Below are 26,284 nucleotides of genomic sequence, written 5' to 3'. Positions count from 1 at the left end.
TACTTTAATATATAAAATAATATAGAAAAGAAAATTAAATTATCTATGATAACAATTACAAAAGAATATAATTTCTCTGCGAACGATTTTTTCAATTATTTAGATACTCAACTAATTGATGCTATTAAAAAAGCTCGTGGTACTGATCTTCCCGTTAAATTAACTTCAGGAACTCAATACAAACAAGGTGATATTGATACTACAATTACTAATTACAAACGTGGCGAAGTTTACGAAGCTCACTTTAAAAATAAACGCTTAGATATAGTTATCAGCTACAAAACTAAGGACACTGATAATGGTGTTAAAATCACTTTCTCAGAAGACATTAAAAGTTATGATCCATCCCAACATAGTAAATTAAACAATTGGTTCTACAACTTCCAATTAAAAATGGGTGCAAAGAAAGAATTAAAAAGAATGGCTGATAATGTATATGCCAATATGGCTGCTTAAATAAGCCTACAATCGCAAAGAAAAACATCTAGTCAGATTGACTAGATGTTTTTTGTTCAGTATTTTAAAGTATTTATTAATTACTTAGCAGCATCTGCTTGTTCCTTCTTAAGAAGAACGTTGTCGTAGTGCTTAATGAATGGGAACCAAACAATGAAAGCGACAATTGCACAAATAATTGAAAGAATAGCACCTTGCCAACTTACAGTTGCAATATAACCACTCAAACCTACAGGAGTTGGCCATGGTTGTTGAACAATAATCTTAGGAACAAGATGTGAAGTTACAGCAACATAACCTACAATACCTGAAGCAAGCGGTGCACAAATAAACGGAATTAACAAATTAATGTTATAGACAATTGGCAAACCAAATAAAAGAGGTTCGTTAATATTAAAGATAGCTGGGACTAATTCCACTTTACCAATTTCTTTCAATTGGCTTGAACGTGAACCAAATGCTAACCAAATCGCCATACCAAGAGTAGCACCAGAACCACCAATAATTACAAATGAGTTCATAGGGTCACCTGCAAAGAAGTGTGAAGCGCCTTTTACATTGGCAGCCATATTAGCTAAAACAATTGGAGTATAAAATGAACTCATGATTGTAGCACCATGAATACCAAACCACCACAAAAAGTGAATTAAGAAGATGATAATTAAGAATCCCCACCAAGTATCCGCAATATTGCTAATGAATGAGAATGGAATGTAAAGAACTTTAAAGATATCAGTTCCAATCATTACCAAAATCAAATTGATCACAGATACAACAACAGCAATACAAAAGCCTGGAATCATAGCGCTAAATGAGTTAGCCACACCTGAAGGAACTGAAGCAGGCATTTTAATTTGCCAATGATGCTTAATAGTAAAGCGATATATTTGAACTGTTAACCAAGCAATTACTAAACCGGTAAAGATACCAACAGACGCAATTCTAGTAATACCACCAGTTGAAGCTTCATAACCGCCTGCAACCATTTGAGTTTTAGTAAAGATTTGAACAAATTGGATAGAACCATTTTTCCAAATTAATTCTGGAACGGTAATAAAGAATGCCATCAAGAACATCAACAAACCATTCATAGGAACTAAATTAAGTTTTTCTTCTTGTTCATAAATTCTTGTATATGAGTAAGCAAAAGTTCCGGCAAAAACTAATGCTAAAATACCCATCGTTGAGTTATAAACTACTTGGAATAAATTAGTAAATCTTCCTAAAGTGTTGGCATAGAAACTAGCAAAACCCGGAATTGGAAATGCTTGTGGTAGAACAGTCAAAATTAAGAAGATTGCACCAATAATAGAAAACGAAATAACGCTATAACCAGCGTCCATAATAGCTCTTACAAAACGAGATCCGGCAAAATTACCTGCTGCCGCCGCCATTTTGTCCTTAAAAGAGCCAGAATTTGAATTAGCCATAATATTTCTCCCCTCAATATTTTATAAAGCTTATCAAATCTGAACAAAACTATTATACAATAAACCGCTTTCATATGTAAGCGCTTTTTGATACATATAACATTAAAACGATAAAATAAATGGCTTATTTAATAATAAGCCATTTGTATGTAAGCCCTTTATATTGGTAAGTATATATTTTTGGTTTACAATCAGCATTCTTAATAAAATAACATAAGAAATCATTGATTATGCTTCTTAAATGTCTTAATTACTCGCAAATATCTATCCTTTCCATTCATAATATTATTTATTCTAATCTCCGCAAAAATACATATCATTGCCCCAATCAACAAGAAGGCCAAAATTAAATAGTTGGTTTCATTTGTTGCAATAAACGGAAATAATTCTTTCTTTAAAGGAGTAAAGATAGTAATTGCTAAAACAATATTTAAAATCAATTGAATCCAAAGAAACAATCTAGTAATTGGTATCGCAGGCTTACGATTATGCATTTTAGTCAATTGTTCAATAGCTGCTATAGCAGAATAAATTGTCATAATTGTGGCTATTACTATCCCTAATATCTTCTTATATGGACATGTAAATACTAGCCAAAATAAATTAGTAAACAGTAATATTGTTACAATATATCTAATCATCAGGTAGCGACTAAAATATAAATATTTAATGCTGTCTTCATGCTTTTTTCGAGCATTCTCTTCTTTTTGTTCCTGTAATGATAATTTTGTCATAAAATCCCCCTATTCCTGACTACCTCTCTAAATTATAACCAAAATAAAAAGCCCCCGTCTTGGGAGCTTTTTATTTAATTATTAAAGAAAAGATATTAATTATTATTCAGCATCTTTCGTAAGAGAGCCGGATTTGTATAGCTTTTCATAAAGATCAACCATTTCTCCAGCCATATCTCTAAAAGTAATTGCATTCATCAAGTGATCTTGTGAGTGTACAACCAATAAAGTCACATGCATGTGATCGCCTTGAGCTTCTTTGGTTAACATATCAGTTTGAGAATTATGTGCTTCAACAAGTGATTTGTCAGATTCCTTAAGCTTTTCGCGGGCACCTTCAATATCACCTTTTTTAGCTAATTTAACTGCTTCAAATGCTAAACTTTTAGCATTACCACCATTGGCAATTAATCCCATGGCTGCCATTAAAGTTTCTTGTTCTTTTTGTTCTGGAATTTTCTTTTCTTCTGCCATACAAATTATCCTGCTTTCTTAAAATAGTTAGTCTTTCATCATGTTTTCAGCTTGGGTTAATACCGTTTCGCCATCCATCATACCGTAAGCTTGCATGTCGATAACATCCAATGGAATGTCCTTACCGTCTTTACCGGCACCCTTAACTTTAGTTTCAAATTCGCCTCTCATGTAACCTACTTGAGGTCCAAGCAATACACAGTCGATTTCTTCATTTTGAATGTGTTGATCAGCTTCTGAAGCTGGACAAGCAAAAATCTTTGCATCAATGCCGTGTTCCTTAGCTGCTTGTTGCATCTTAGTTACCAAAAGTGAAGTACTCATACCTGCACTACAATTTAACATGATTGTCTTTTCTGCCATAATAAAATTTCCTCCTAGATTTTTATAAGATTTATATTCTTAATAGACTTGCCTTATCTACATCAGTTATTATAAAACGCTTTCACTTTGTTGTAAACGCTTTTTTATACATGCGATTAAAAAAGTATATACTTTTATCCTAAAAAGCCTTATTTATCTAGGTCTAAGAAGCATAAAATTTTTTTGAAATTTTTTTATTTTATTGCACATCACTCTTAAAATCTTCTTTTAATTTAAGTAACCGCTTCCAATAATGGGAGCGACAATGTACAATAAATGTGAATGTAATATTTTTCTTAACATGCAGAAAGGAGGTTCTCATGAGCCGCTATAAAGAAATTGCTACTGATATTGAAAAAGATATTATAAGTAAAAAGTATACTTATCAATTACCTGAGCAATTTGATTTAGCTAAAAAATATAACACCAGTCGTGTTACTATTGTTCATGCATTAAAAATATTAGCCCAAAAAAATCTAATAAAAACAATTAAAGGACACGGAACTTTTATTTGTGCTAAGTCAATTCCCGATGTATTTTTAAATTCTGGAGCATCAGAAAATGATGGCTTTACGCAACACGTTAACGGCAGTGCTGAAATAACAAGCCACATTGTATCTTTTAACATTCGCAAGCCTAATCAAAAAGAAGTGAAAGCACTGAATATTGATATTAATGATGATGTATATGATATTATTCGTCAAAGAATTTTAAATAATCAGCCTGCAAAGTTAGAATATACAATTATGCCTGTTAAACTAATTCCCGGAATTACAGAAGACGTATTGCATAAATCAATCTATTCATATATTAAGAACACTTTAAAATTACAAATAGGTAAAGATGACCGCATTATTACAGCTGATAAATCTGATGCTTACGATATGCAATATTTAGATTGTAATAGCGATGATCCAGTTTTATGTGTACACCAAAAAGCCTATTTAGTAGATGGGACTCCATTTGAAATTTCAGAATTTCGAAATCGCTACGATCGTGGAGCTCTAACTGTTAATGGTAGTAAATCATAAAAATATAGACATTAATTTTAAAGATTAATGTCTATATTTTTATTTTGACTTGCTAAACAAGCAAAACTATGTTTAAAATTGCTTATGTAAACGATTACAGTTACATGAAAGCGAGGTTTATTTTATGTATTCATCAAAAATGCCAAAAGGATTTCTTTGGGGTGGCGCTGTTGCAGCCCACCAATTAGAAGGTGCTTGGAACGTAGACGGAAAAGGTATGTCTGTTGCCGACGTAATGACTGTTGGTTCTGCTACTAAACCACGTGAAATTACTGATGGCGTACTTTCTGGCAAGAATTATCCTAACCATTCCGCAATTGATTTCTATCATCACTATAAAGAAGATATTAAGTTAATGGCTGAAATGGGATTTAAAGCTTTTAGAACTTCTATTGCTTGGACAAGAATTTTCCCAAATGGTGATGAAAAAGAACCTAACGAAGCTGGACTTAAGTTTTATGATGATTTGTTTGACACATGCCATCAATATGGTATCGAACCTGTCATCACTCTTTCCCACTTTGAAATTCCTTTCCATTTAATTAAAGAATACGGTGGTTTTACTAACCGTAAAATGATCGACTTCTTCGTTCGTTTTGCTACAGTATGTTTTAAGCATTACAAGAATAAAGTTAAGTATTGGATGACCTTTAACGAAATTGACAATCAAACTAGCTTTAACAATGATTTCTTAATGGCCACAAATTCAGGTATTCTTTTCAAAAAAGGCATGACTGATGAAGAAAAAGAAGCAGCTATGTATCAAGCCGGTCACTATGAATTAGTTGCTTCAGCTTTAGCCGTTAAAATTGGTCATAAAATTAATCCCAACTTTAAGATTGGCTGTATGATTAACTACTCTCCTGTTCGTCCGCTTACTCCATCCTCAGATGATGTATTACTTGCCGACAAATGGGAACAACGTCGTGACTGGTTCTCAGATGTCCACGTCTTTGGTAAATATCCAAATGCTGTCGAAGCTTACATTGAAAGAAACGGCTATCGTCCTGATATTACTGACGAAGACAGAATTGTTTTAAAAGAAGGAACTGTTGATTACGTCGCATTTTCTTACTACCAAACTACAACTGTTTCATCAGAAAACGTTAAACCGGACGATTTAACTGATTTAGCTAAAGCCGTAGCCAAGAATCCTACTTTAAAGCGTAGTGATTGGGGCTGGGAAATTGATCCAGAAGGTTTAAGAATCGCCTTGAATCAATTAACTGATCGCTATCACAAACCATTATTCATCGTAGAAAATGGTCTTGGTGCATATGATAAGGTTGAATCAGATGGTTCAGTTCACGACGACTACAGAATTTCTTACCTTAGAAATCATATTTCCGAAATGGAAAAGGCCGTAGAACTTGATGGTGTGAACTTAATGGGTTACCTTCCATGGGGCTGTATTGACCTTGTTTCTGCCGGAACCGGACAAATGGATAAAAGATATGGTTTTATTTATGTTGATAAGAATGACGCTGGTGAAGGAACATTAGCCCGCTCACGTAAAGATTCATTCTTCTGGTACAAGAAAGTTATCAAATCAAATGGTGAAGATCTAGATTAGCTTTTATAGCTATATAAACCATAAAATATAAAAAGCATCCCATTAGGGATGCTTTTATTCATTTACAATCATAACTATTTGCGGATCAGTAAAATGCTTATTAAAATCTTTTTTTAGATTAGTAAATATTTCATTATTGTTGAAATTAAGTTGACGCAACTTATTAACGCGCTTTTTAGCAACCATACGTGGGCTGCTATCTTGTGCATACATTTTAACAAATTCTTGTTCTTCTTCTGAAATTGATAATTTATTCATAAATACCTTTTTTCTTTTAGCTCTTATACTAAGTATACACGTATATTTATATAAAAGATATCATTTCAACTTTACTTAAGAAAAAAGCAAGACATTTATTCTTTTTTAGATACAATAGGATTTAAAGTTGATTAATATTGAAAGGAAAATCATGAAAGAAATTTATTTTAACCACGATGGCAATATTGATGATTTAGTTTCTTATTTATTACTATTGCAAGCACCTAATATTAAATTACTTGGCGTTGGCGCAATCGACGCTGACGGATACATTGATCCATCTGTAGAAGCGTGTCGAAAAATGACCGATCGCTTTAACTTGCGTAATGATAAACTTGAAATTGCTAGATCTGATTCAAGAGCAGTAAATCAATTTCCACAAGAATGGCGTATGGCAACTTATTCATTTAATTACTTGCCTATTCTAAATGAACGAGGAAAAATTGATACTCCTGAAGCTAAGCTTCCTGCTCATTTAGATATGATTGAAAAAATAAAAAATGCTGACAAGCCTATTACTTTAGTAATGACGGGACCTTTAACCGACTTAGCAAGAGCATTAGATCACGATCCAAGTATTGAAAATAAAATTGAAAAACTTTACTGGATGGGCGGATCATTAAACAGACATGGAAACGTTATGCAGGTCAATGCTGATGGAACACAAGAATGGAACGCATTCTGGGATCCATTTGCAGTCAAGCGTGTTTTTGAGTCCAGCATTCCAATTCAGATGGTTGGCCTTGAAAGTACAGAAGAATTGCCATTAAGTGACAAATTACGCCAACACTGGGCTAGCTTAAGGAAATACCCTGCTATGGATTTAGTTGGTCAAGGCTATAGTTTAATCGTCTCTGTACCAACTGCTGAATTATACCTTTGGGACGTTTTAACTACTATGAGTGCTCTTTATCCAGAAATCGTTGAAACTCGTGAAGCAAACGCAAAAGTTATTACTAACGGCTTAAGTGCCGGCAGTTTTGAAGAAGTATCTGATGGTCGTAAAGTTACTTTAGTAACTAATGCTAACAAAGAACTTTTCTTCCAAAAAATGGACGAACTACTAACAAGTGCCAAATTAAAATAAACCAAAAACGCTAAAGCTCATACGAGTTTTAGCGTTTTCTACTCTCTAAATTGCTTTAGTATGCTTTTTATATAAAATTATTGCAATCCAAGCGGAAATAAATGATGGTAAGATCATTACAACAATTAAATTTGGATCTAAGAAATTCCCTACTCTAACGAATTCGGAAATACTACTTATTCTTTTGATATTGCTAAAAATTGCCTGATAAACAGTTACATAGATCAACCCCCATTGAATGTAATATTCAATTAGTGTCAAAACTGTCGTAGAAAATTTCAAGAATTTTGCTGCTAAACGCATTCCCCAATAAAGCAAAATCCCTGATAAAACAACGAAAATAGCTAACAGTAAGAAAAGATTTCCCAAATTAACATGATCTTTATCATTCATCAATAAATACGATATAACAAAAAATATCAAGAAATTTACTGTACTAAAAAACAACTGAAAAATAAAAAGAATTGCTGCTTTTAGAAATTGAAATCTATTTTCCGATTTAAATAAAACAATTATTAAAGCTATAATTACGAACGCAAGAAAGAAATATGTAACTTTCATTTTATTCCTCCCCTAAAGAAAAAAGATAGGTTGCTCGCCTATCTTTTCTGGATTCATGTAGATCTAATTATTTTTAAACTACAATTCCTCATTATAAGACTAAAACAACTATAAGTTAAGGTTTAATTTCATCCCTTATGAATTCTCATACTGGTAGTAATAGATAAAATCATTTATAATTTACTTAAACGAAAGGATGATAATACTATGGGTTTAACTTTTGATAATCCAAACAACTTAAACAAAATGCTTGATAAATTTGCTGTTGTTCCAGATCCTAAGAAATCACCAATGAACAAGCGCAAAAAAGAAGAAAAAGATTCTAAGAAAAAAGACGAAAATAACAAGTAGTCTATATAAAAAGAGATCTCTATTGAGATCTCTTTTTATTTTAATAAATTTTTTCTACTTGTTCTTGAATAGCTGGACGTTCAATAAATTCATCGTAACTAGTATCAGCACGGCTTACAATGCCTTTAGGACCAACCTCAATAATATGGTTGGCAATAGTTTGAATAAATTCATGATCGTGAGAGGTAAATAAAATTGAACCTGGGTATGCCTTTAATGCATCATTGAGGGAGGTAATTGATTCAAGATCTAAGTGGTTAGTTGGATCATCCATAATCAAAACATTAGCAGGTTGAAGCATCATTCTTGATAATTGACAACGAACCTTTTCTCCACCGGAAAGAACATTAATTTTCTTTTCGATTTCATCCCCACTAAAAAGCATTCTTCCTAAAAAGCCTCTCAAGAAAGTATTATCATTTTGATCCTCTGTAGCATATTGACGAAGCCAATCCAAAATAGTCAAATCATCATCATTAAAGTTAGCATTTAAATCTCTTGCCATGTAATTAAATGCTGTAGTTTGACCCCAAGTTACTGTTCCTGTATCAGGTTTCACTTTACCAGCAATAATTTCCATTAATGCTGTTGTTGCTAACGTGTTTCTTGATAAAAAGGCAACCTTATCACCTGGACGCACAATAAATGAAACATGATCCAAGATCTTTTCACCATCAACGCTATAAGAAACATCTTCAACTTTTAACAAATCATTTCCCAGATCACGGTGTAATTCAAATTTAACGAATGGATATTTACGTGATGATGGACGAATATCTTCAAGAGTGATTTTTTCAAGTTGCTTTTTACGAGAGGTTGCTTGACGAGATTTTGAAGCATTAGCTGAAAAACGTGCAACGAATTCTTGCAATTCCTTAATCTTTTCTTCTTTTTTCGCATTTTGATTAGCAGCCAGTTCTGCAGCAAGCTTACTTGATTCATACCAAAAATCATAATTTCCGACATAAAGTTGAATCTTGCCAAAGTCAACATCACACATTTGCGTACATACTTGGTTCAAAAAGTGACGGTCGTGGGAAACTACAATAACAATATTAGGATAATCAGCTAAAAAGTTTTCAAGCCAATCTACTGTATGAACATCCAACCGTTAGTTGGTTCGTCCAAAAGCAAGATATCGGGATTACCAAATAAAGCTTGAGCAAGAAGAACCTTAACCTTATCTGCTTCCGGCAAATCACTCATCATGCTTTGATGCATACTCTCAGGAATTCCCATTGATTGCAAAAGTTTAGATGCGTCAGCTTCTGCATTCCAACCATCAAGTTCTGCAAATTTGCTTTCAAGTTCAGCTGCCTTAACACCATCTTCATCACTAAAATCAGGCTTAGCATAAAGTGCATCTTTTTCCTTCATTACTTGATAAAGCTCTTTATGCCCCTGAATAACCGTATCCATAACGGTAAATTCATCAAAAGCAAAGTGGTCCTGATTTAAACTGGACATTCTTTCATTAGGATCGATTGAAACTGAACCTGTTGTTGGTTCAATTTTTCCTTCTAATAATTTCAAAAAAGTAGACTTACCAGCACCATTTGCACCAATAACTCCATAGCAGTTGCCTGGCGTGAACTTTAAGTTGACATCTTCATATAATGTACGACCAGATAAATTAAGACTTAAGTCGGTAACTGTAATCAAAAAATTGTCCTCCCTATTAGAAAAAGTAAATTCAAATTAGTATATCAAATTATTTGCAAAAAGCCATCTCTTCTAGATGACTTTAAAGTATTTTTAAAAATATAAATAGATCACTAGTTAATATACCATCATAAGTAGTAATTTGATATACTAGATACGGGTCTTGAATATTTAATAAAGTCCTTAATTATGACCCTTTACTAGGTAGTTGAATCCCCTTCTACCTAGTTTTTATTTTAAATAAAAGTAACATTAGTTATATAATAAACTTATAATCTTTTTGCTTTTTCATACTCTGCTATTCCATATTTACGTTAAAATTGATATATAGAATTAGAGGTGAGCTCATGTACCCAGAAAATAATGTATTTTCTTACTTAAAATGGCGTGGTGATATTGATCTTGAAAAGGCGCCTTTTAATGAAATTGACGCTTTAGTACTATCAGTTTTTTCTTATGTTGATTTAAATGGCATTGTCACTGACGATGGAAAAGAAATAACTGTTGAAGAAGCTGAAAAGATCTACTTTTCTCCTGATGGCAACAAAACCGATCATAGATATTACCAGCGTCTAATGAAATTAATGGGCTCAGCAAATCGATTTAAAAATGCTAAACTTTCCTATTTCATTGACACTTTGACCGATCAAACTCAGTTTAGTGCTGTAAAAATAAGGCTAGAAGATGGAACAAATTTTATCGCTTTTCGCGGAACTGATGATTCACTCGTCGGCTGGCGAGAAGATTTCGAAATCAGCTTTCGAACAACTATTGCACAAAAACAGGCTAAAGATTTCTTAGAAAAAGTAATGAAATCGGATGATGAAAATTACCTTTTAGGTGGCCACTCCAAGGGTGGAAATTTGGCTGAATATGCAGCTTTAAACATTGAACCCAAGCTAAGAAAAAGGATCAATGCAATTTATACATTTGATTCACCAGGAATAGCTAAAGAAGTCGGTGCACAATTACCACAAAAATTTTTACAAGAAAAATTGAAACGTTATGTACCTGAATTTAGCGTAATTGGCAGACTATTTGAGCCAAATAATATTCCACCTACAATTGTTGAATCATCACGACCAAATTTAGCCCAACATGATGCATTTAGTTGGACAATTACCGGATCACATTTCGTAACTAAAAAACATAGAAACGCACAAGCCAGAATTTATAATCAGCTAATTAATGATTGGATCGGTGATGCTACCCTATCTGAGCGAGAATCGCTTACTAACGATCTTTTTGATGCTTTAGGGTCTGGTGGATCTACTAAGATTACAGAGCTTAGCAAGAATGGTTTTGGGGGCTTTGGAGCGATTTTATTTTCCTTAGCTGGATCATCACGGCGAACTCGTTTTGTATTTGGTAGTTTATTTTCTGCAATTTGGCAAACTATTAAACGAATGCAGATTCCCAAATTACTTTTTTCCGTTGATTCAATTATCGGTTGGATTATGATAATTTTAGGAATTATTACGTTAACTGCTCCTCAGTATTCATTGCGTGCTTTTGGCGCATTAGTTGCTTTTGCTGGAATTGGCTTTAGCGTCAAACAAATCATCGATGCCGCGGTATCTAGTTTAAAAGAACAACAAAAACGATTCTTTATAATCAGTTGGCTAATTATATTCGCTCTATCTGTTGCTCTTCTTTCAAATAATCGCTTATTAATTTTCTTGGCTCATTATTTTTTAGGAACATTTTTAATCGTTTATTCTTATGTAAGAATACGACAGCTTATTTTAAAGAAAATAAATGGTATTTTTTACAAAATTATTGTAACTATTGAAGCGCTTGTTGCTTTTGCATTAGGAATAACGATTATTATCAATCCTAATTACTTCACTAAACAATCATTAACAGTTTTAGGAATTTTATTAATAATATATGGTTTCTTTAAACTAATTGGTGAGCTTTTCTCACAACGAAAAAAATTGCCGGATAAGCATAGATAAAATAAAAAAGCTTGGTGTTGCCAAGCTTTTTGTATTATTCTTAATTATTTTTCTTCCTCGATAATTGATGAATCCAAATGCATGAAGAATCCTCTTATCATCCCCATTAAGCCTGATGAAATAATCGCATGAGTAAATACCTTAGCAACAAGCAAAGACTGTTAGGAACAAGATTTAAAACGTTTCTGAGCTCTTTTTGGGTGTCCCATGCACAATATAAGTAATATTTTCTATATTTGCAATTGAACCTAAGACATCATGTTGATAACTTACGAAAATTCTTTTTCAGGCATTATTCATATAAACAAAAAAGAGAGAACAATAATAGTTCTCTCTTTTTTCTACTTAAGTTTGTCTTCTATCCAGTCACCTAGTTCTTTAACGTGAACTTTGCTTACAGAACTAAATGTCAATACAGAAACATTTTCATAGCTAAGATCTAAATTCTTCTTCAAATTTGCTCTTACTTTATTAAGTTGATTCTTTTTTAACTTATCAATTTTTGTGCAAACTACTAAAATAGGCAAATCTAGGTATTGCGCATAATTATACATGGCAATATCATCTTTAGTTGGTTCATGACGACTATCAACTAAAATAATTAAACCTCGCAAATTTGCACGTGTTTCCAAATAATCTTGAATCATCTCGCCAAATTCTTGACGTTTTTTCTGAGAAACTCGTGCATAACCGTAACCAGGTACGTCAACTAAGTAAAAACTATCATTTACACGATAGAAGTTTAACGTTTGCGTTTTTCCGGGCTGAGAAGAGGTTCTCGCAAGATTTTTTCGCTTAAGCAAGGTATTTATCAAACTAGATTTACCTACGTTAGAGCGACCCGCAAGAGCTATTTCAGGAAGATTATCTTTAGGATACTGATCTTCTCTAACTGCACTTACAGCATATTCACTATTTTTAATTATCATCTGCAGCTGCCTTTGCTTGTGCTTCTTCATTATCTTTTCGACGTGTAATTCGAGGTTGAGAATGACGAGTAATTACATCTTTGGTAACTTCTACCTTTTCAATATCTGATTCGCTTGGCGTCTTATACATGATATCCATTAACGAATTTTCGATAATAGTTCTCAAACCACGAGCACCCATATTACGATTAATGGCCAAATCAGCAATTGCTTGCAAGGCACCTTCAGTAAATGTTAAATCAACATCATCTAAAGACAACAATTTCTGATATTGTTTTACTAAAGCGTTCTTAGGTTCGGTTAAAATTCTGATTAAGTCTTTACTATCTAACTTATCTAAAGTCGTAATGACTGGAATTCTTCCGATAAATTCTGGAATCATACCAAATTTAACTAAATCACCTGTAGTCAAATGATGAGTCCATTCTTCATCATTTGATTTATTAAATTCATTTTCTGCACCGAAACCAATTGTCTTTTTACCTAAACGATTCTTAACAATCTGTTCGATACCATCAAAAGCTCCCCCAACAATAAACAGAATATTAGAAGTATCCATTCTAATCATTTCTTGTTGTGGGTGCTTACGACCACCTTGAGGTGGTACTGACGCAATAGTACCTTCTAAGATCTTCAAAAGCGATTGTTGTACACCTTCACCAGAAACGTCACGAGTAATAGAAACATTTTCCGCTTTTTTAGAAATCTTATCAATTTCATCAATATAAATAATACCGCGTTGAGCTCTTTCCAAATCATAGTCAGCATTTTGCAAAAGCTTAAGCAAAATATTTTCTACATCTTCACCAACGTAACCAGCTTCAGTCAAAGTAGTTGCATCAGCAATAGCAAACGGTACATTTAAAATTCTAGCTAAGGTTTGAGCAAGATAAGTTTTACCTGAGCCAGTAGGTCCAATTAAGGCAATATTCGACTTTTGCAATTGAGTAGATGAATCAACATCCATTTGTCCAATACGCTTGTAATGGTTATATACGGCTACTGAGAGAACCTTCTTGGCACGGTCTTGACCAATGACATAGTCATCCAATTGCTTTTTTATTTCCATTGGCTTAGGCAATTCACGAGTTTGCTTCATAGAATCTGCTCGTAATTCGTCATCGATAATCTTTTTTGATAAGTCAACACATTCATTACAAATATAAACGCCATTTCCGGCGATCATTTTTTTGACTTGATCTTGAGTTTTACCACAAAAAGAGCATTTAATCTCTTCTTGATCCGTAAACTGAGTTGTCATAAATCAATTTCCTCCTAATATCTACAGATTAAAGATTATCATAAATCTGATTATAATAAAGGATTTTAACTCACAAAAATAAAAGACGACTGCTTAACAGTCGCCTTTTATCAAAATAATTAAAAACTTAACTGATTAATTATTTTTCTTCCTTAAACTTTGACTTAGCTACTTGCTTTGCGTTGTCAGTAACTAAATCCATAGCCTTACGTACAGTGATGTCGTGACCCAACATATCATCGTTCAAGGTTCTACGTACAACCTTTTCATCCATGTTGTATTCAGCTGCAAGGTCCTTGATTTCTTTATCCATTTCTTCCTTGCTTGCCTTAAGGCCTTCCTTAGCAACAATTGCTTCAAGAACTAAGTTAGTCTTAACTCTTTCTGCAGCATCCTTAGCGAATTGTGCACGTAATTGTTGTTCATTAGTGTTAGTTAACTTGTAGTAAGTTTGTGGGTCAATACCTTGACGTTGCATATTGCCTAAGTATTGGTTCAATTGAGTATCGATATCTTCTTGAATCATAGCATCAGGAATTTCATCGATCTTAGCATTAGCTACAGCACCTTCAATAGCTGCTTCTTGAATAGCATCCTTAGCTTGTGCTTCCTTTTGTTCCTTCAAGTCCTTCTTGATCTTGTCTTTTAATTCATCAAGAGTATCTACGGAATCATCAACGTCCTTGGCAAACTCATCATCCAATTCAGGAAGTTGCTTTGACTTAACTTCATGTAACTTAGTAGCAAAGTGAGCTTCTTTACCAGCTAAATCCTTTGCACCATAATCCTTAGGGAAAGTTACAACAACGTCAACTTCGTCACCTGCTTCGTGACCAACAAGTTGATCTTCAAAGCCAGGAATGAATTGGTTTGAACCTAATTCGAGTGAGTAGTTTTCAGCTGTGCCACCTTCAAAAGGCTTACCATCAATAGTACCCTTGAAGTCGATAGTTACAGTGTCGCCCTTAGCAGCCTTGTCTTTCTTAAGAACAAGTTCAGCATTTTGTTCACGACGCTTGTCAATTTCAGCATCGATATCCTTAGCGTAAACACGAGTGTTTTGCTTAGGAACCTCAATACCCTTGTATTCGCCTAATTCTACTTCTGGTTGAACTGAAACAGTTGCTTTCATAGTCCAGTCCTTACCCTTGTCCATTGAAACTGGGGTAATTTGTGGTTGACCTACAGCATCAATCTTAGCTTCCTTAACGGCTGCAGCATAAGCAACTGGCAATACAGCGTTTAAAGCATCTTCATATAATGCTTCTTCACCATAGTATTGATCAAAAATTACACGAGATACGTGACCTTTTCTAAAACCTGGTACACGCAAGTTCTTCTTTACTCTTCTAAAAGCTTGGTCTAAACCTAATTTAATTTCATCTTGTGAAATATCAAAAGTAAGTTCACCGGATGTTTTACCGGTTTTTTCCCATTTTACAGACATTAATTAAATACCTCCAATGTCAAATTTGAGTTTGCTACTTGCATACTAAGTTATCTTACCTTAAACAGACTCAAAACACAAATTTTGAGCGAAAAAAAGATGCACTTCCCTGAAGAAGTACATCTCTTTTATATATCGTTAGAAATTAGTCAAGGATTTCAGTAACTTGACCGGCACCAACGGTACGACCACCTTCACGGATAGTGAACTTAGTACCCTTTTCGATGGCAGCTGGCTTGATTAACTTAACAGTAAATTCTGTGTTATCACCAGGCATAACCATTTCAGTACCTTCTGGCAATTCAATTTCACCAGTAATATCAGTAGTGTGGAAGTAGAATTGTGGACGGTAGTCTGAGAAGAATGGAGTGTGACGACCACCTTCGTCCTTCTTCAAGATATAAACTTGACCCTTAAATTCCTTGTGAGTTTGGATTGAGCCAGGTGCAGCCAATACTTGACCACGAACAACTTGGTCACGGTCAATACCACGAAGCAATACACCAACGTTATCGCCGGCTTCACCCAAGTCCAAAGTCTTGTGGAACATTTCCAAACCAGTAACAACTGACTTAAGAACCTTGTCTACCAAACCAACGATTTCAACTTCGTCACCGACCTTGATAGTACCACGGTCAATACGACCTGAAGCAACAGTACCACGACCAGTAATAGTGAATACGTCTTCAACTGGCATTAAGAATGGCTTGTCAGTTTGACGTTCTGGAGTTGGGATGTATTCATCAACGATGTCCATCAACTTCAAGATTTGTTCTTGAGCTTCCTTGTCGCCTTGTAAAGCCTTCAAAGCTGAGCCACGAACAACTGGAATATCGTCACCAGGGTAATCGTATTCAGTTAACAAGTCACGAACTTCCATTTCAACCAAGTCGATAAGTTCTGGATCGTCAACCAAATCACACTTGTTCAAGAATACAACGATGTATTCAACACCAACTTGACGAGCAAGCAAAATGTGTTCACGAGTTTGTGGCATTGGACCATCGGTTGCAGCAACAACCAAGATGGCACCATCCATTTGTGCAGCACCAGTAATCATATTCTTGATGTAGTCGGCGTGGCCTGGAGCGTCCATGTGAGCGTAGTGACGATTTTCAGTTTCGTATTCTACGTGGGCGGTGTTAATAGTAATACCACGTTCCTTTTCTTCTGGAGCAGCATCGATTTGGTGGTAGTCTTCTGCCTTTGCCAAACCTTTTTCTGCCAAAACAGTAGTAATAGCTGCTGTCAAGGTAGTCTTACCGTGGTCAACGTGACCGATAGTACCAATGTTTACGTGTGGCTTAGTTCTAACGTAATGTTCTTTTTCTGCCATTAAAATGACCCTCCTGTAAATTTGCAAGAAGTCCGTTGAGATAAGTTAACGGATAATTCTCTGTTGAATATTGTACTACTTTCATCGGCAAATGCCTAGTAAAAAATGCTAGTGCCATGCCTCAATGAAAATAACCTTAGCTAATTATACTAAATAGAATTAAAAAGTAAACCTTTTTGAATAAAATTATTTTGGTAAGTATGTATAAATTTTTTTAAAAAGTTTTTGATGTCTTCTACCATTGCCTGTATTCAAAAATGAAATCAAATCACTTGTAAAACTATCTGTTTCATCAACATAACTAGACAATTTTGGATACAAACCACCTAATATCAAGTTTATTTCACCTAGCATCATAGGAAGCTGACTAGGATTATTTCTAAATTTACTACCTATTCCTGAAATGATTTCTTTATAAATCGGGCTTTGTTCTAATAATAAAGTATCCGCTGGAACAAACTTTTCTTCTTCGCCTAAAATTATAATCTTAATATTTTCTTTAACTCTTAATCGTATTAAATCTTCACATAAAGAAAGTCTTACTGCAAAATTTTGGCTTGGGTCTAACAACAGGCTTTGAGCAAAATTTTTAAAATTAACCAAATCCAACTTTAATAGTTGTTCGTAATCCCATTGCGTAACATTCTTTTGCCTTTTGAACAAATCCATTATTAAGTTTTGCTTCTCTACACTAGCCGCTTCTACCTTTATAGGAATCTTTTTTCCACTTAGCCGTTCTAATTGAAGTGCTTCAATAAAAAAATGATTTGCTGCTAATATTTCACAATATTCTTTATATACTTGCTGATCAGAAAAAAGATCAGGTTCTTCCTTGATTAAGGTATACGCCCGATCTCCCTGATTATTTTTCCTATATAAGCGACATAAATACAACATTATTTCATTAGAGCGTCCGCTTCTCAAAGCTTCCTCCAAATTCTGAATTGCTGTTTCTATGTCACCTTTTTGTTCATTTTCTTCAGCAAGCTTTAATAAGTTCTTTTGACTTACTGATATCATAATTATTTATTTTCTTTATCCTTTTCTACTACCTTTTTCCCACTCTTATTTACATCAATTGGATGCTTGTGTTGACGATTGTTATATTTATTAGAACCTGAATTATGTGTTTTATGAGACTTCTTATTAATCTTTGCTTGCTCGTCTTTTGCATTATTCTTCTTTTGCATTGCACGATGACGATTTTGATTTACTTCCATCACGACTGGCAAAACAACAGGACGACGATTAGTTTGCTTGTACAAGAATTTTTCAAGATCATTTCTAATATCTTGCTTTAACTCTGTCCAATCAAATTTCTTATGTTCAAAATTATTGTCAATTGCCTTTTTAATCACTTCGATCGAATCATGCATCAATTTATGGTTAGCCTTGATATAAACAAAACCACGACTAGTTACTTGAGGCTGAGCAATAATCTTCTTCTTTTTACGATCAATTGTCACTACAGCGATAAAAATACCATCGTCTGAAAGTATTTCACGATCGCGTAAAACAATATTACCAACATCGCCCACTCCAGAGCCATCAATCATAGTATCTTCACCTGGAACAGGATCTGAAAGGTAGAAATGGTCCTTATTCTTTTCATAGACATAGCTTTCGCCATTTTGAACAAGATAAATATCATCTTTCTTCATGCCTACTTTAATTGCAAGATTCTTATGAATTTCCATTAAACGGTATTCACCAATAACAGGGAATAAAAACTTAGGTTTTAATGTATCAATAAGAAGTTGCAAATCTCTTCCTGTAGCATGACCGCTAGTATGCTTATTTCTTCCTAACTGAATTACAGTTCCGCCTGCACGGTAAACCATGTCACTAGTTTCAGCAACCATAGTTTCAACAGAATTAGAAGGTGTAGTTGCAATAAATACCAAATCACCCTTATGAATTCTAATCATGCTATGACGCTTTGTAGCCATCTTTTGCAATGAATTTAATGGTTCACCCATACGGCCTGTTTCTAAGATAACTGTCTTTTCATCAGGAGTTGTCTTAAGATCTTTAACGCGCATTAAGAGACCATCAGGTACATCTAAATAACCAAGCTTCATTGAAGTTCTAACTATTTTTGCAACATCTCGGCCAGTTAGAAGCACACGTCTACCTGTTTTATGAGCAGCATTCAAAACTTCCTGAACACGATTCAAATTTGAAGCCTTAGCAGCAACAATAATTCTGCCTTTTGCATTTCTAAATACATCAGTTACATATTTTTCAATATCTTGTTCTGAGGCGCTTGGGAACCAAGCTTCAGAATTTGAGGAATCGCTCAATAGAGCCAAAACTTTATTAAGGCCGATTTTAGCAAGCAAATCCATATCAGTACGATAATTTTGTGTTGCGGAAGGATCAAACTTAAAATCACCTGTATAAACAATTTGGCCTTCTGAAGTATGAATTACAATACCTAAAGAATCAGGAATTGAGTGAGTTGTATGGAAAAATGAAACTGAAGCTGATTTAAATTCAATTTCACTATCTTGGTCAATTACGTGGAATAATTTATTATTAATCTTTTTATTTTCACGTTTAACTTCAATTTTTGCTAACGCAATAGTTAATTCGGAACCAAAAATATCAATATCATAATTTCTTAAAATATATGGTAAAGCGCCGATTGAATCTGCATGACCGTGGGTTAAGAAAATCCCTGAAACTCGGTCTCCATATTGAGCAAAGAAATCCATATCAGGAATTACTACATCAATTCCAAACAAAGAGCTATCAGGATACTTTAACCCCGCATCTAAAACAAAAATTTGTCCATCAACATCTACGGCAAACATGTTTTTACCATGTTCACGTGCTCCACTAAGAACCATTATTTTAATTTTTTGATTTGTCATTTTATTTCCTTTTCTTAATTTAATTTCTTTTAATTAGTTTCTATATTTAAAGTTTTATGGATCTTTCGATCAATTGTAGATACAGTCTGAATTAATTTTAGCATAAAGAAGGTTATTATGACAAAAACAAAAAAGCCAGTCCAAACGGACTGACTTTTTATTGGTAAAGTTAGAATTAACGACGCAAACCTAACTTCTTAATCAATTCACGGTAACGGTTGATATCGTTGTTTTGTAAGTAACGAAGCAAGTTACGACGGTGACCGATCTTCTTAAGCAAACCAACGTATGAGTGGTGGTCATGCTTGTGGTTCTTCATGTGTTCAGTCAAATTGTTGATATCTTCAGTTAAAACTGCAACTTGAACTTCAACAGAACCAGTGTCACCTTCGTGAGTTGCGTATTCTTTAATGATTTCGTCTTTCTTTGCCTTTGAAATAGCCATTAATAATCACCTTTCAAAAAAATAAATAATAATTGCCACTAACAACGTTAGACGTCAGGTGTGAGCGTACAAACAGCGTTAATGGTTCACAACATCTTTTATGATACAAAGAAATTTTTTAAAAAGCAAGCGGAAATTGTCTTGCATGAATCTTTATTCTTAAGTATAATCAATTAAGTAAAACTACCAACTAATGGAGGTGAAATTCATGCCACAAATTAAATCAGCTATCAAACGTGTTAAGACTCAAGACGCTACTAACAAGCGCAACGCTGCTCAAATGAACAAGTTAAGAACTATCGTTAAGAAGTTCAAGAAGGCAGCTGTAGCTGGCGAAGAAGACGCCTCCAAGTTACGTTTAGAAGCAGAAAAAGCTTTGGACAAGGCCGTTTCAAAAGGTTTAATCCACAAGAACAAGGCTTCTCGTACTAAGAGTCGTTTAGCTAAAATGAGCAAATAATTTAGCATTTAATAAAAAGAGACGAAGTTCAAGTGAACTTCGTCTCTTTTTTGTTATTAAACACTTAAAATAAACATTTTCAAGAAATTATCCATACGATAATTGCCATTTTTATAATTATAATCTAGCTTAATTAGTTCTTCCAACATTTTTTCAAGCTTCTCGATTGACTGCTTATTTTGTAATGCTAATTTTATTCGATAAGGATGTACGCCTAATTCTTTAACAATTTGCGGCTGATTCCTTCCCCGCTTAGCTAAAATTTTTGCAACTAGAATTAATTCAACTTGGTTTTCAAACACTGCTAACAGTTGAACCGGATTACTTCCTTCTCTTAATTGGTCATTAAGACGTTCAAGTGCCTCATGATAGTTTTGTCGCAAAGCATCATCTAAGATTGCGAATACATTTTGAGCTAAAGATAGATCAATATTTTGCCTTACAGATTTTTCAGTAATTTTATCATCTTCGGAAACAACTTTAAGCTTAGAGTAGTTGCTTAAAATTGTATCCATTACCTGATCACTTCTTTCAACTAAAAGTTGCAAAGCAGATTGAGATATTTGATAGCCTTCGTCTTTTATTAAGGCCTTAGTAATGGCACTTACCTCGTACGGCTTAATTTGTGGTTCAACCACATTAAAATTAGCCATAACAGTCTTGGTCAGCTTTTTGCGACGATCTATTTTTTCATAAGAAGCAACAATTACTACCACATCCTCAATATCGCGGATATGCGAAAAAATATTCTGTAATTGTTCTAATTGTTTTTGATTTTTCTTAAAAGTTTTTGCAGTTAAAAAGAATGGATTCTTTACAGTAATTACTTTTTGGCTAGAAAACAAGCTAGATTCTGTCAAACTAGCAATCAATTCATCTAAACCATCACTTTCACAATCAACAGTTACTTGATCTAAACCAGAAAATTTTTCATCCTTAATATATGATTTTGCTAAATAATCATTTAAAAAGTCATCTGTTCCCCAAATCAATGTGTGAGGGTTATTATTATTTGTATTTTTAAATAATGAAAGTAAGCTCATTGCGACCCTTCCTGTAGAAAACGGACAAATTTAGGCTTTTGAAAATAACCATAATACCAGCTAATCATACCACAGTCTTGAGTCGATGCCCACGGGATGCTTTGAGCTTTTAATGTCTCCAGTGTCTCTTGATGAGGATGACCAAATCGATTGTTTCGTCCTGCAGAAATAAAAACTAACTCGGGATGGATTATTTTTAAAAATTCTGGATTTGATGCTGTTTTGCTTCCATGATGCCCTAATTTGAAATAATCTACTCGTAAATTGGGAAATTGATGGATTAATTCTTTTTCTCCATCTTGTCCTAGATCTCCCGTAAATAGCCACTTTTTATTAGCCAGTTCAAAAAATATAGACAATGAATCTTCGTTTTTACCCTCTCCGGCCCGAAAAGGATATACAACTTGAAAATTCAACGGATTATTTTTAGTCTGCATCCCTGCTAATAATTCTACTAATTTAGTATGATCAATTACCCCTTCTACTCTTTTTCTAAATGAAGGATTTTTTATCAATCCTTGAGCCATATAAATATTATTTATCTGAATTTCTTTTAACAAGGCCCTCACATCGCCAACATGATCAGCATCTTGGTGAGACACAAATAAGCCATCAATTTTATTTATCCCTTGTGCTTTTAAAAATGGCAATGTAATTCTTTCAACTTGCGGTTGCTGTTTTCTACCTGAAAAGTTTAATTTTCCACCCGTATCAATCATAAAGACTTTTCTCGGAAATGGTGTTGTTATCAAAATACTATCGCCTTGTCCAACATCAATAAATGTTACTTGTCCAATTAAGGGAAAATGAATAATAGCAAAAAATATTGTATAAATTAAGCTAATTGTTCCTATAAATTTACTTTTTATCTTTTTTGACTGAACTTTTTCATTTAGATATGCCACAAATACAAAAGTAAGTGCCAACAGCAATAAACATTGCCACCAGTTGATTTTTCCAAATGTAATCATCCCTATTTTCGTTTGAGAAATATTTCCAATAACTGTTTCGCATTTTTCTAAAATATCTTCAAATAAATAGCTTAAATTAGAAAATCTACTAAAAACTATTAAATTAAAAAATGTTATCGGAATTACCAACCAATTAAAATATGGCACAATTAGCATATTAAAAAAGACAGTTAAAACGTTCACTTGAAAGAAATAGACCAACAATAAGGGCGTTAAAAGCAAATTTAAAGTTACTGATTGTTTCAACTTAGACATCTTGCTTGTTAATTGTAATCCTAAAGCTAAGACATAACTTAAAATAGCACCTATGCCCATAAATAATCGTGGTAAAAACATAATATAAACTAAACAAGTTAATCCCAAAAGATCTATACCAGCTATTTTTAATTTCTTAAACGAAAATACTTTTCCTAAAACATAAGCCAAACTTGCACGAACAAATCCAGGCTGGTAATTACTTAAAAATATCCCAATTACCAAAACTACTACGCAAAATATAAAAGTTTCCTTTTCTGTGAATTTTAATAGATAGCATAAGGTGCTTACTGCTAAAGTATAAATTCCTACATGTAAACCAGAAATACTAAGCAAATGGATTACACCTAAATCACGATAATTGTTAAGAATATCTTGATTATTCATGGAATTATTCTCTGCCAAAATTAATTCACTAGTAAAAAATCCAAGTAACCGTGGCATTTTCATAAAGTATTCTTGTAAACGAAACCTAAACATATGGCAATATCCTTGCCAGTCTAAATTGGCCATTTTCATTCTAAAGCTTTTAAATTTTACTCTTTGAAAAATTCTCTTAGCAGCATAATACTTTTGAAAATCAAATTCACCTATATTGGTGGCCGGATCAATTTTGGAAAGATCACCATTTATATTAAAAAACATCAAAGGATAACCCTTTTTTATTAAACGCTGATCTTCTTTAGAAATTTTCCCTGAAATTAAAACTTTCTGTCCATCAGCTACCCCAACTCCAGAAAACCAATCATCTTTTATTTTAATTTCATCAGGATAAGCTTTAAAAATGGTTCTGTCAGTTAAATTTAGACATTGATTTTGACTACTGCGCCATAAAATAAAGCAAAATAAAGCAATTAATATACTGATAGCATACTTAAAATTACTATATTTTTTTAAAAGTAAAAATATTAAATATATAACTATAGTAATAACTACAAATCTTTGCATAATCGTATTAGTTTGATAAAAATAAAACGATAATGATGTTAACAGCAAAGCATTTAAAAAGAAAAAACCTAATTTGCAATATTTAGATAGCCAACTGATCTTTAAGTGCAGCAAATGTTTTTTCTCCTATTCCTGAAACCTGCATTAAATCTTCTACTTTTTTGAACTGTCCATTTTGATCACGATAGGCAATGATTTGCTCAGCCTTTTTTTCACCAATTCCATTTAATTTTTGCAAATCAGCTGCTGACGCGGTATTAATATTTACTTTTTCACCGTTTTCCTTATTTTGAGAATTAGATGCAGCATTTTGATTATTAGACTGGTTGACATCATTTGTTACAGTTGTAGCACTTTCAACTTTTTCTCCTTTGTAAGGAATATGAACTTTATCCTGATCTTTTAGCATCACAGCTCGATTGATTGCCTTAAGTTGAGCATTATTTTTCAATCCACCTGCCGCAGATATTAATTCTTGAATGCGTGTCCATTCTTTAATGTATACACCCCTTCATGCTTTACTGCACCTGAAATATCACAAGTAACAGTTTTTGGTTGATCAGAAGTTGATTTTTGTATTTCTGTACTTTCAGATTTATTTTTAAAAGAACTTTGGCTCATCTCTGTTTTCGCTCCTAAAAGAGCAGAATTGTCCGCCTTCTGTTGATCATTATGTTTAAAAAATATAACTGCAATCACCATTACAATAATTGCTATTCCATAAAATTTCTTTTCAATGACAAAATCTTTAATTTTTTCAATATTCATAAATTACCTCCCTATTTAAATGCGCAAAAAAAGCTCAGATTTTTGTCTGAGCTTTTTTCTTTATAAATTCTTAAATTTTAATATTTTTTCTCTAAATAATACAAAGCATCATCAAACTTGCTTACTGGAACAATCTTCATTTTAGAATGAATTCGCTTGGCTGTCCTTTTAGCTACTTCATAATTGCTTTGGCTTTTCTTAATTCCTTCATGATCAGTTGGAGCAAAAAACACTTCAGCGCCAACTCTGTTTGCTGCTACAACCTTTTTATCTACGCCACCAATAATCCCTACTTTTCCTGTAGGATCAATTGTACCTGTTCCGGCAATTTTATGACCATGCGTCAAATTTTTATGAGAAAAAATCTCGTAACTTTGCAGTGAAAACATTAAACCCGCTGACGGTCCGCCAATATCTCCTGCATTAATAGTCAATTTGGGTCTTGTAGTTACATTTACATGCTCAACAAGTTGAATTCCAATCCCTGAGCGCCCTGTACCAGCAACTTTTACAATTTTACCTGTAAAAGTTCGTTTTTCCTTATTTCTCAAAACTTGAATTGCAACCTTTGAGCCTACCTTTTGTCTAGCAAAATATGACATCATTTGTTCAGTTGAATGAAATCTAATCCCATTAGCACCTAAAACTGTATCACCAATCTGTAATTTATGCTTGAAACTAGAATTTTTTTGAACAGCCATCACATAGACGCCTTTATAACTTAATTTCGGCTTTAAGCCTGCTTTTTTGGCTGCATAATATATCGCGTTTTGCTGTGAGGTTTCCATATACCAATTTTGAAGTTCATTATACTGACTGCTTGTTTGCCCTTGCATTAATTCTTTACCATCAATACGAGTATCAAAAGGTCGAGTAAAACTCCACAAATATTGAAGTACAACTGCAGGTTGTGAAGATACACTTACAGTCACCATATATAAATTATTTTGATTTTTTTGTTTATCTTTAGAATCTATAAATTGCGCAACAGGAACCGATTCTCCAGGACTTTCTATAAAATATTTTGTTGGCCAACAAGCAACTATTGCAACTACGATAAAAACTAGGATGGCAATTATCCAGTTCCTAGTTTTCCTTTGTATTCTTTTTTCTTTCATTAATCTTTTCGCCCTAATTTATTCTTCAAAGCTTCAGCAGCCTTTTGTGGCAAAAACTTTTCAATTGAACCGTTAAATTTTGCTATTTCTTTAACCATGCTCGATGCTACAAAATTATTCTCAGGATTGGTAAAAAACAACATTGTTTTAACATCATCATTTAATTTTTTATTCAAAAAAGCAATTTGTTGTTCATAAAGAAAGTCCTCACTATTGCGTACTCCACGTACGATAGCTTTGGCATTTAATTCATGTGCAACATCGACAGTTAAAGAATCTGGTTTTTCAATTACTGTAACATTTTTTATGTTTTTTACTGCATCTTGAGCAAAAGCTGCACGTTCACCAGCTGAAAAAAGATAATTTTTATGCGTATTAGTCATAATTACCACATAAATCTTTTCAAACACAGCTGCAGCTTGTTCAATAACGTCTATATGTCCATTTGTTATTGGATCAAAGCTACCGGGAAAAATAGCAATCGCCATA

Annotated in this window: 24 protein-coding genes and 2 pseudogenes; 7 read left to right on the top strand and 19 right to left on the bottom strand. The window is 33.4% G+C overall.

Features of this window, described 5'->3' with window-relative positions:
- Window positions 1–45 precede the first annotated feature (45 nt).
- The gene (locus tag JCM6256_RS01120; RefSeq protein WP_025080008.1) at window positions 46–456 is read left to right on the top strand and encodes a DUF3284 domain-containing protein; all 411 of its coding nucleotides are present in this window, start codon (window positions 46–48) and stop codon (window positions 454–456) included.
- Between the two features lie 80 nt (window positions 457–536).
- Here JCM6256_RS01120 and celB read toward each other — a convergent pair whose 3' ends face one another.
- From celB to JCM6256_RS01100, 4 genes are all read right to left on the bottom strand, one after another.
- Window positions 537–1,886 carry a PTS cellobiose transporter subunit IIC gene (celB, locus tag JCM6256_RS01115; protein ID WP_025080007.1) on the bottom strand — a complete coding sequence of 450 codons (1,350 nt, stop codon included), beginning with the start codon at window positions 1,884–1,886 and terminating at the stop codon, window positions 537–539.
- A 221-nt stretch (window positions 1,887–2,107) separates the two neighbouring features.
- Window positions 2,108–2,620: a hypothetical protein gene (locus JCM6256_RS01110; protein WP_025080006.1), complete on the bottom strand. Its 513-nt coding sequence runs from the start codon at window positions 2,618–2,620 to the stop codon at window positions 2,108–2,110.
- 102 nt (window positions 2,621–2,722) lie between these two features.
- Window positions 2,723–3,094 (bottom strand): PTS lactose/cellobiose transporter subunit IIA, encoded by a 372-nt coding sequence (locus JCM6256_RS01105; RefSeq protein WP_035438084.1) that lies wholly within the window; start codon window positions 3,092–3,094, stop codon window positions 2,723–2,725.
- A 27-nt stretch (window positions 3,095–3,121) separates the two neighbouring features.
- Entirely contained in the window at window positions 3,122–3,457 is a 336-nt protein-coding gene (locus JCM6256_RS01100; protein WP_025080004.1) for a PTS sugar transporter subunit IIB, read from the bottom strand.
- Window positions 3,458–3,777: 320 nt separating this feature from the next.
- Here JCM6256_RS01100 and JCM6256_RS01095 point away from each other — a divergent pair, with 320 nt between their 5' ends.
- Together JCM6256_RS01095 and JCM6256_RS01090 are read left to right on the top strand one after the other, a co-directional pair.
- Window positions 3,778–4,488, top strand: coding sequence for a GntR family transcriptional regulator (locus tag JCM6256_RS01095; protein WP_025080003.1), 711 nt, complete (start codon window positions 3,778–3,780; stop codon window positions 4,486–4,488).
- A 124-nt stretch (window positions 4,489–4,612) separates the two neighbouring features.
- Window positions 4,613–6,061 carry a 6-phospho-beta-glucosidase gene (locus tag JCM6256_RS01090; protein WP_025080002.1) on the top strand — a complete coding sequence of 483 codons (1,449 nt, stop codon included), beginning with the start codon at window positions 4,613–4,615 and terminating at the stop codon, window positions 6,059–6,061.
- A gap of 54 nt (window positions 6,062–6,115) precedes the next feature.
- On the opposite strand, the gene JCM6256_RS01085 is transcribed toward JCM6256_RS01090, so the two are convergent.
- Entirely contained in the window at window positions 6,116–6,319 is a 204-nt protein-coding gene (locus tag JCM6256_RS01085; RefSeq protein WP_025080001.1) for a hypothetical protein, read from the bottom strand.
- 151 nt (window positions 6,320–6,470) lie between these two features.
- On the opposite strand from JCM6256_RS01085, the gene JCM6256_RS01080 reads away from it, so the two are divergent.
- Window positions 6,471–7,406 (top strand): nucleoside hydrolase, encoded by a 936-nt coding sequence (locus tag JCM6256_RS01080; protein WP_025080000.1) that lies wholly within the window; start codon window positions 6,471–6,473, stop codon window positions 7,404–7,406.
- Between the two features lie 45 nt (window positions 7,407–7,451).
- Here the strand turns inward: JCM6256_RS01080 and JCM6256_RS01075 are convergent, their stop codons facing one another.
- On the bottom strand, window positions 7,452–7,967 hold the full coding sequence (locus JCM6256_RS01075; RefSeq protein WP_025079999.1) for an SA1002 family membrane protein: 516 nt from the start codon (window positions 7,965–7,967) through the stop codon (window positions 7,452–7,454).
- A gap of 207 nt (window positions 7,968–8,174) precedes the next feature.
- Here JCM6256_RS01075 and JCM6256_RS10675 point away from each other — a divergent pair, with 207 nt between their 5' ends.
- On the top strand, window positions 8,175–8,318 hold the full coding sequence (locus tag JCM6256_RS10675) for an SPJ_0845 family protein (RefSeq protein WP_169787505.1): 144 nt from the start codon (window positions 8,175–8,177) through the stop codon (window positions 8,316–8,318).
- 40 nt (window positions 8,319–8,358) lie between these two features.
- Here the strand turns inward: JCM6256_RS10675 and JCM6256_RS09370 are convergent.
- A pseudogene (locus JCM6256_RS09370) lies at window positions 8,359–9,980 on the bottom strand (ABC-F family ATP-binding cassette domain-containing protein).
- A gap of 347 nt (window positions 9,981–10,327) precedes the next feature.
- Here JCM6256_RS09370 and JCM6256_RS01060 point away from each other — a divergent pair.
- Window positions 10,328–11,938, top strand: a complete 1,611-nt coding sequence (locus tag JCM6256_RS01060; RefSeq protein WP_025079998.1) for an Mbeg1-like protein — start codon at window positions 10,328–10,330, stop codon at window positions 11,936–11,938.
- Window positions 11,939–12,279: 341 nt separating this feature from the next.
- On the opposite strand, the gene yihA is transcribed toward JCM6256_RS01060, so the two are convergent.
- The 7 genes from yihA to rpsO form a co-directional block, all read right to left on the bottom strand.
- A complete protein-coding gene (yihA, locus tag JCM6256_RS01055; RefSeq protein WP_025079997.1) occupies window positions 12,280–12,867 on the bottom strand; it encodes a ribosome biogenesis GTP-binding protein YihA/YsxC in 588 nt (195 codons plus the stop codon).
- Entirely contained in the window at window positions 12,857–14,128 is a 1,272-nt protein-coding gene (gene clpX, locus JCM6256_RS01050; RefSeq protein ID WP_025079996.1) for an ATP-dependent Clp protease ATP-binding subunit ClpX, read from the bottom strand. Before clpX ends, yihA begins: the two co-directional genes overlap by 11 nt.
- Before the next feature lie 139 nt (window positions 14,129–14,267).
- Window positions 14,268–15,575, bottom strand: a complete 1,308-nt coding sequence (gene tig / locus JCM6256_RS01045) for a trigger factor (protein ID WP_025079995.1) — start codon at window positions 15,573–15,575, stop codon at window positions 14,268–14,270.
- 145 nt (window positions 15,576–15,720) lie between these two features.
- On the bottom strand, window positions 15,721–16,911 hold the full coding sequence (tuf, locus tag JCM6256_RS01040; RefSeq protein WP_025079994.1) for an elongation factor Tu: 1,191 nt from the start codon (window positions 16,909–16,911) through the stop codon (window positions 15,721–15,723).
- 186 nt (window positions 16,912–17,097) lie between these two features.
- Complete coding sequence (locus JCM6256_RS01035) at window positions 17,098–17,931, bottom strand: tetratricopeptide repeat protein (RefSeq protein ID WP_025079993.1); 834 nt, start codon at window positions 17,929–17,931, stop codon at window positions 17,098–17,100.
- A 2-nt stretch (window positions 17,932–17,933) separates the two neighbouring features.
- Window positions 17,934–19,787 (bottom strand): ribonuclease J, encoded by a 1,854-nt coding sequence (locus JCM6256_RS01030; RefSeq protein WP_025079992.1) that lies wholly within the window; start codon window positions 19,785–19,787, stop codon window positions 17,934–17,936.
- A gap of 175 nt (window positions 19,788–19,962) precedes the next feature.
- Window positions 19,963–20,232, bottom strand: a complete 270-nt coding sequence (gene rpsO, locus JCM6256_RS01025) for a 30S ribosomal protein S15 (RefSeq protein ID WP_025079991.1) — start codon at window positions 20,230–20,232, stop codon at window positions 19,963–19,965.
- Between the two features lie 208 nt (window positions 20,233–20,440).
- Here rpsO and rpsT point away from each other — a divergent pair, with 208 nt between their 5' ends.
- Complete coding sequence (gene rpsT, locus JCM6256_RS01020) at window positions 20,441–20,692, top strand: 30S ribosomal protein S20 (RefSeq protein ID WP_025079990.1); 252 nt, start codon at window positions 20,441–20,443, stop codon at window positions 20,690–20,692.
- Window positions 20,693–20,748: 56 nt separating this feature from the next.
- Here rpsT and holA read toward each other — a convergent pair whose 3' ends face one another.
- From holA to coaD, 5 genes and pseudogenes are all read right to left on the bottom strand, one after another.
- The gene (gene holA, locus JCM6256_RS01015) at window positions 20,749–21,735 is read right to left on the bottom strand and encodes a DNA polymerase III subunit delta (RefSeq protein WP_025079989.1); all 987 of its coding nucleotides are present in this window, start codon (window positions 21,733–21,735) and stop codon (window positions 20,749–20,751) included.
- Window positions 21,732–24,023, bottom strand: a complete 2,292-nt coding sequence (locus JCM6256_RS01010) for a DNA internalization-related competence protein ComEC/Rec2 (RefSeq protein WP_025079988.1) — start codon at window positions 24,021–24,023, stop codon at window positions 21,732–21,734. The genes holA and JCM6256_RS01010 overlap by 4 nt, the downstream gene beginning before the upstream one ends.
- Window positions 23,992–24,677: pseudogene (locus JCM6256_RS09365) on the bottom strand (ComEA family DNA-binding protein). The gene JCM6256_RS01010 and the pseudogene JCM6256_RS09365 overlap by 32 nt, the downstream one beginning before the upstream one ends.
- 77 nt (window positions 24,678–24,754) lie before the next feature.
- A complete protein-coding gene (locus tag JCM6256_RS01000; protein WP_025079987.1) occupies window positions 24,755–25,795 on the bottom strand; it encodes a SepM family pheromone-processing serine protease in 1,041 nt (346 codons plus the stop codon).
- A complete protein-coding gene (coaD, locus tag JCM6256_RS00995; RefSeq protein WP_025079986.1) occupies window positions 25,795–26,283 on the bottom strand; it encodes a pantetheine-phosphate adenylyltransferase in 489 nt (162 codons plus the stop codon). The genes JCM6256_RS01000 and coaD overlap by 1 nt, the downstream gene beginning before the upstream one ends.
- Between the last annotated feature and the right edge of the window lies 1 nt (window position 26,284).

This window comes from Lactobacillus hamsteri DSM 5661 = JCM 6256 (genome assembly GCF_000615445.1).
Taxonomy (GTDB): Bacteria; Bacillota; Bacilli; order Lactobacillales; family Lactobacillaceae; genus Lactobacillus; species Lactobacillus hamsteri.
The sequence above is the reverse complement of the archived record's forward strand: the minus strand, read 5'-3'. Positions and strand labels throughout refer to the sequence as shown.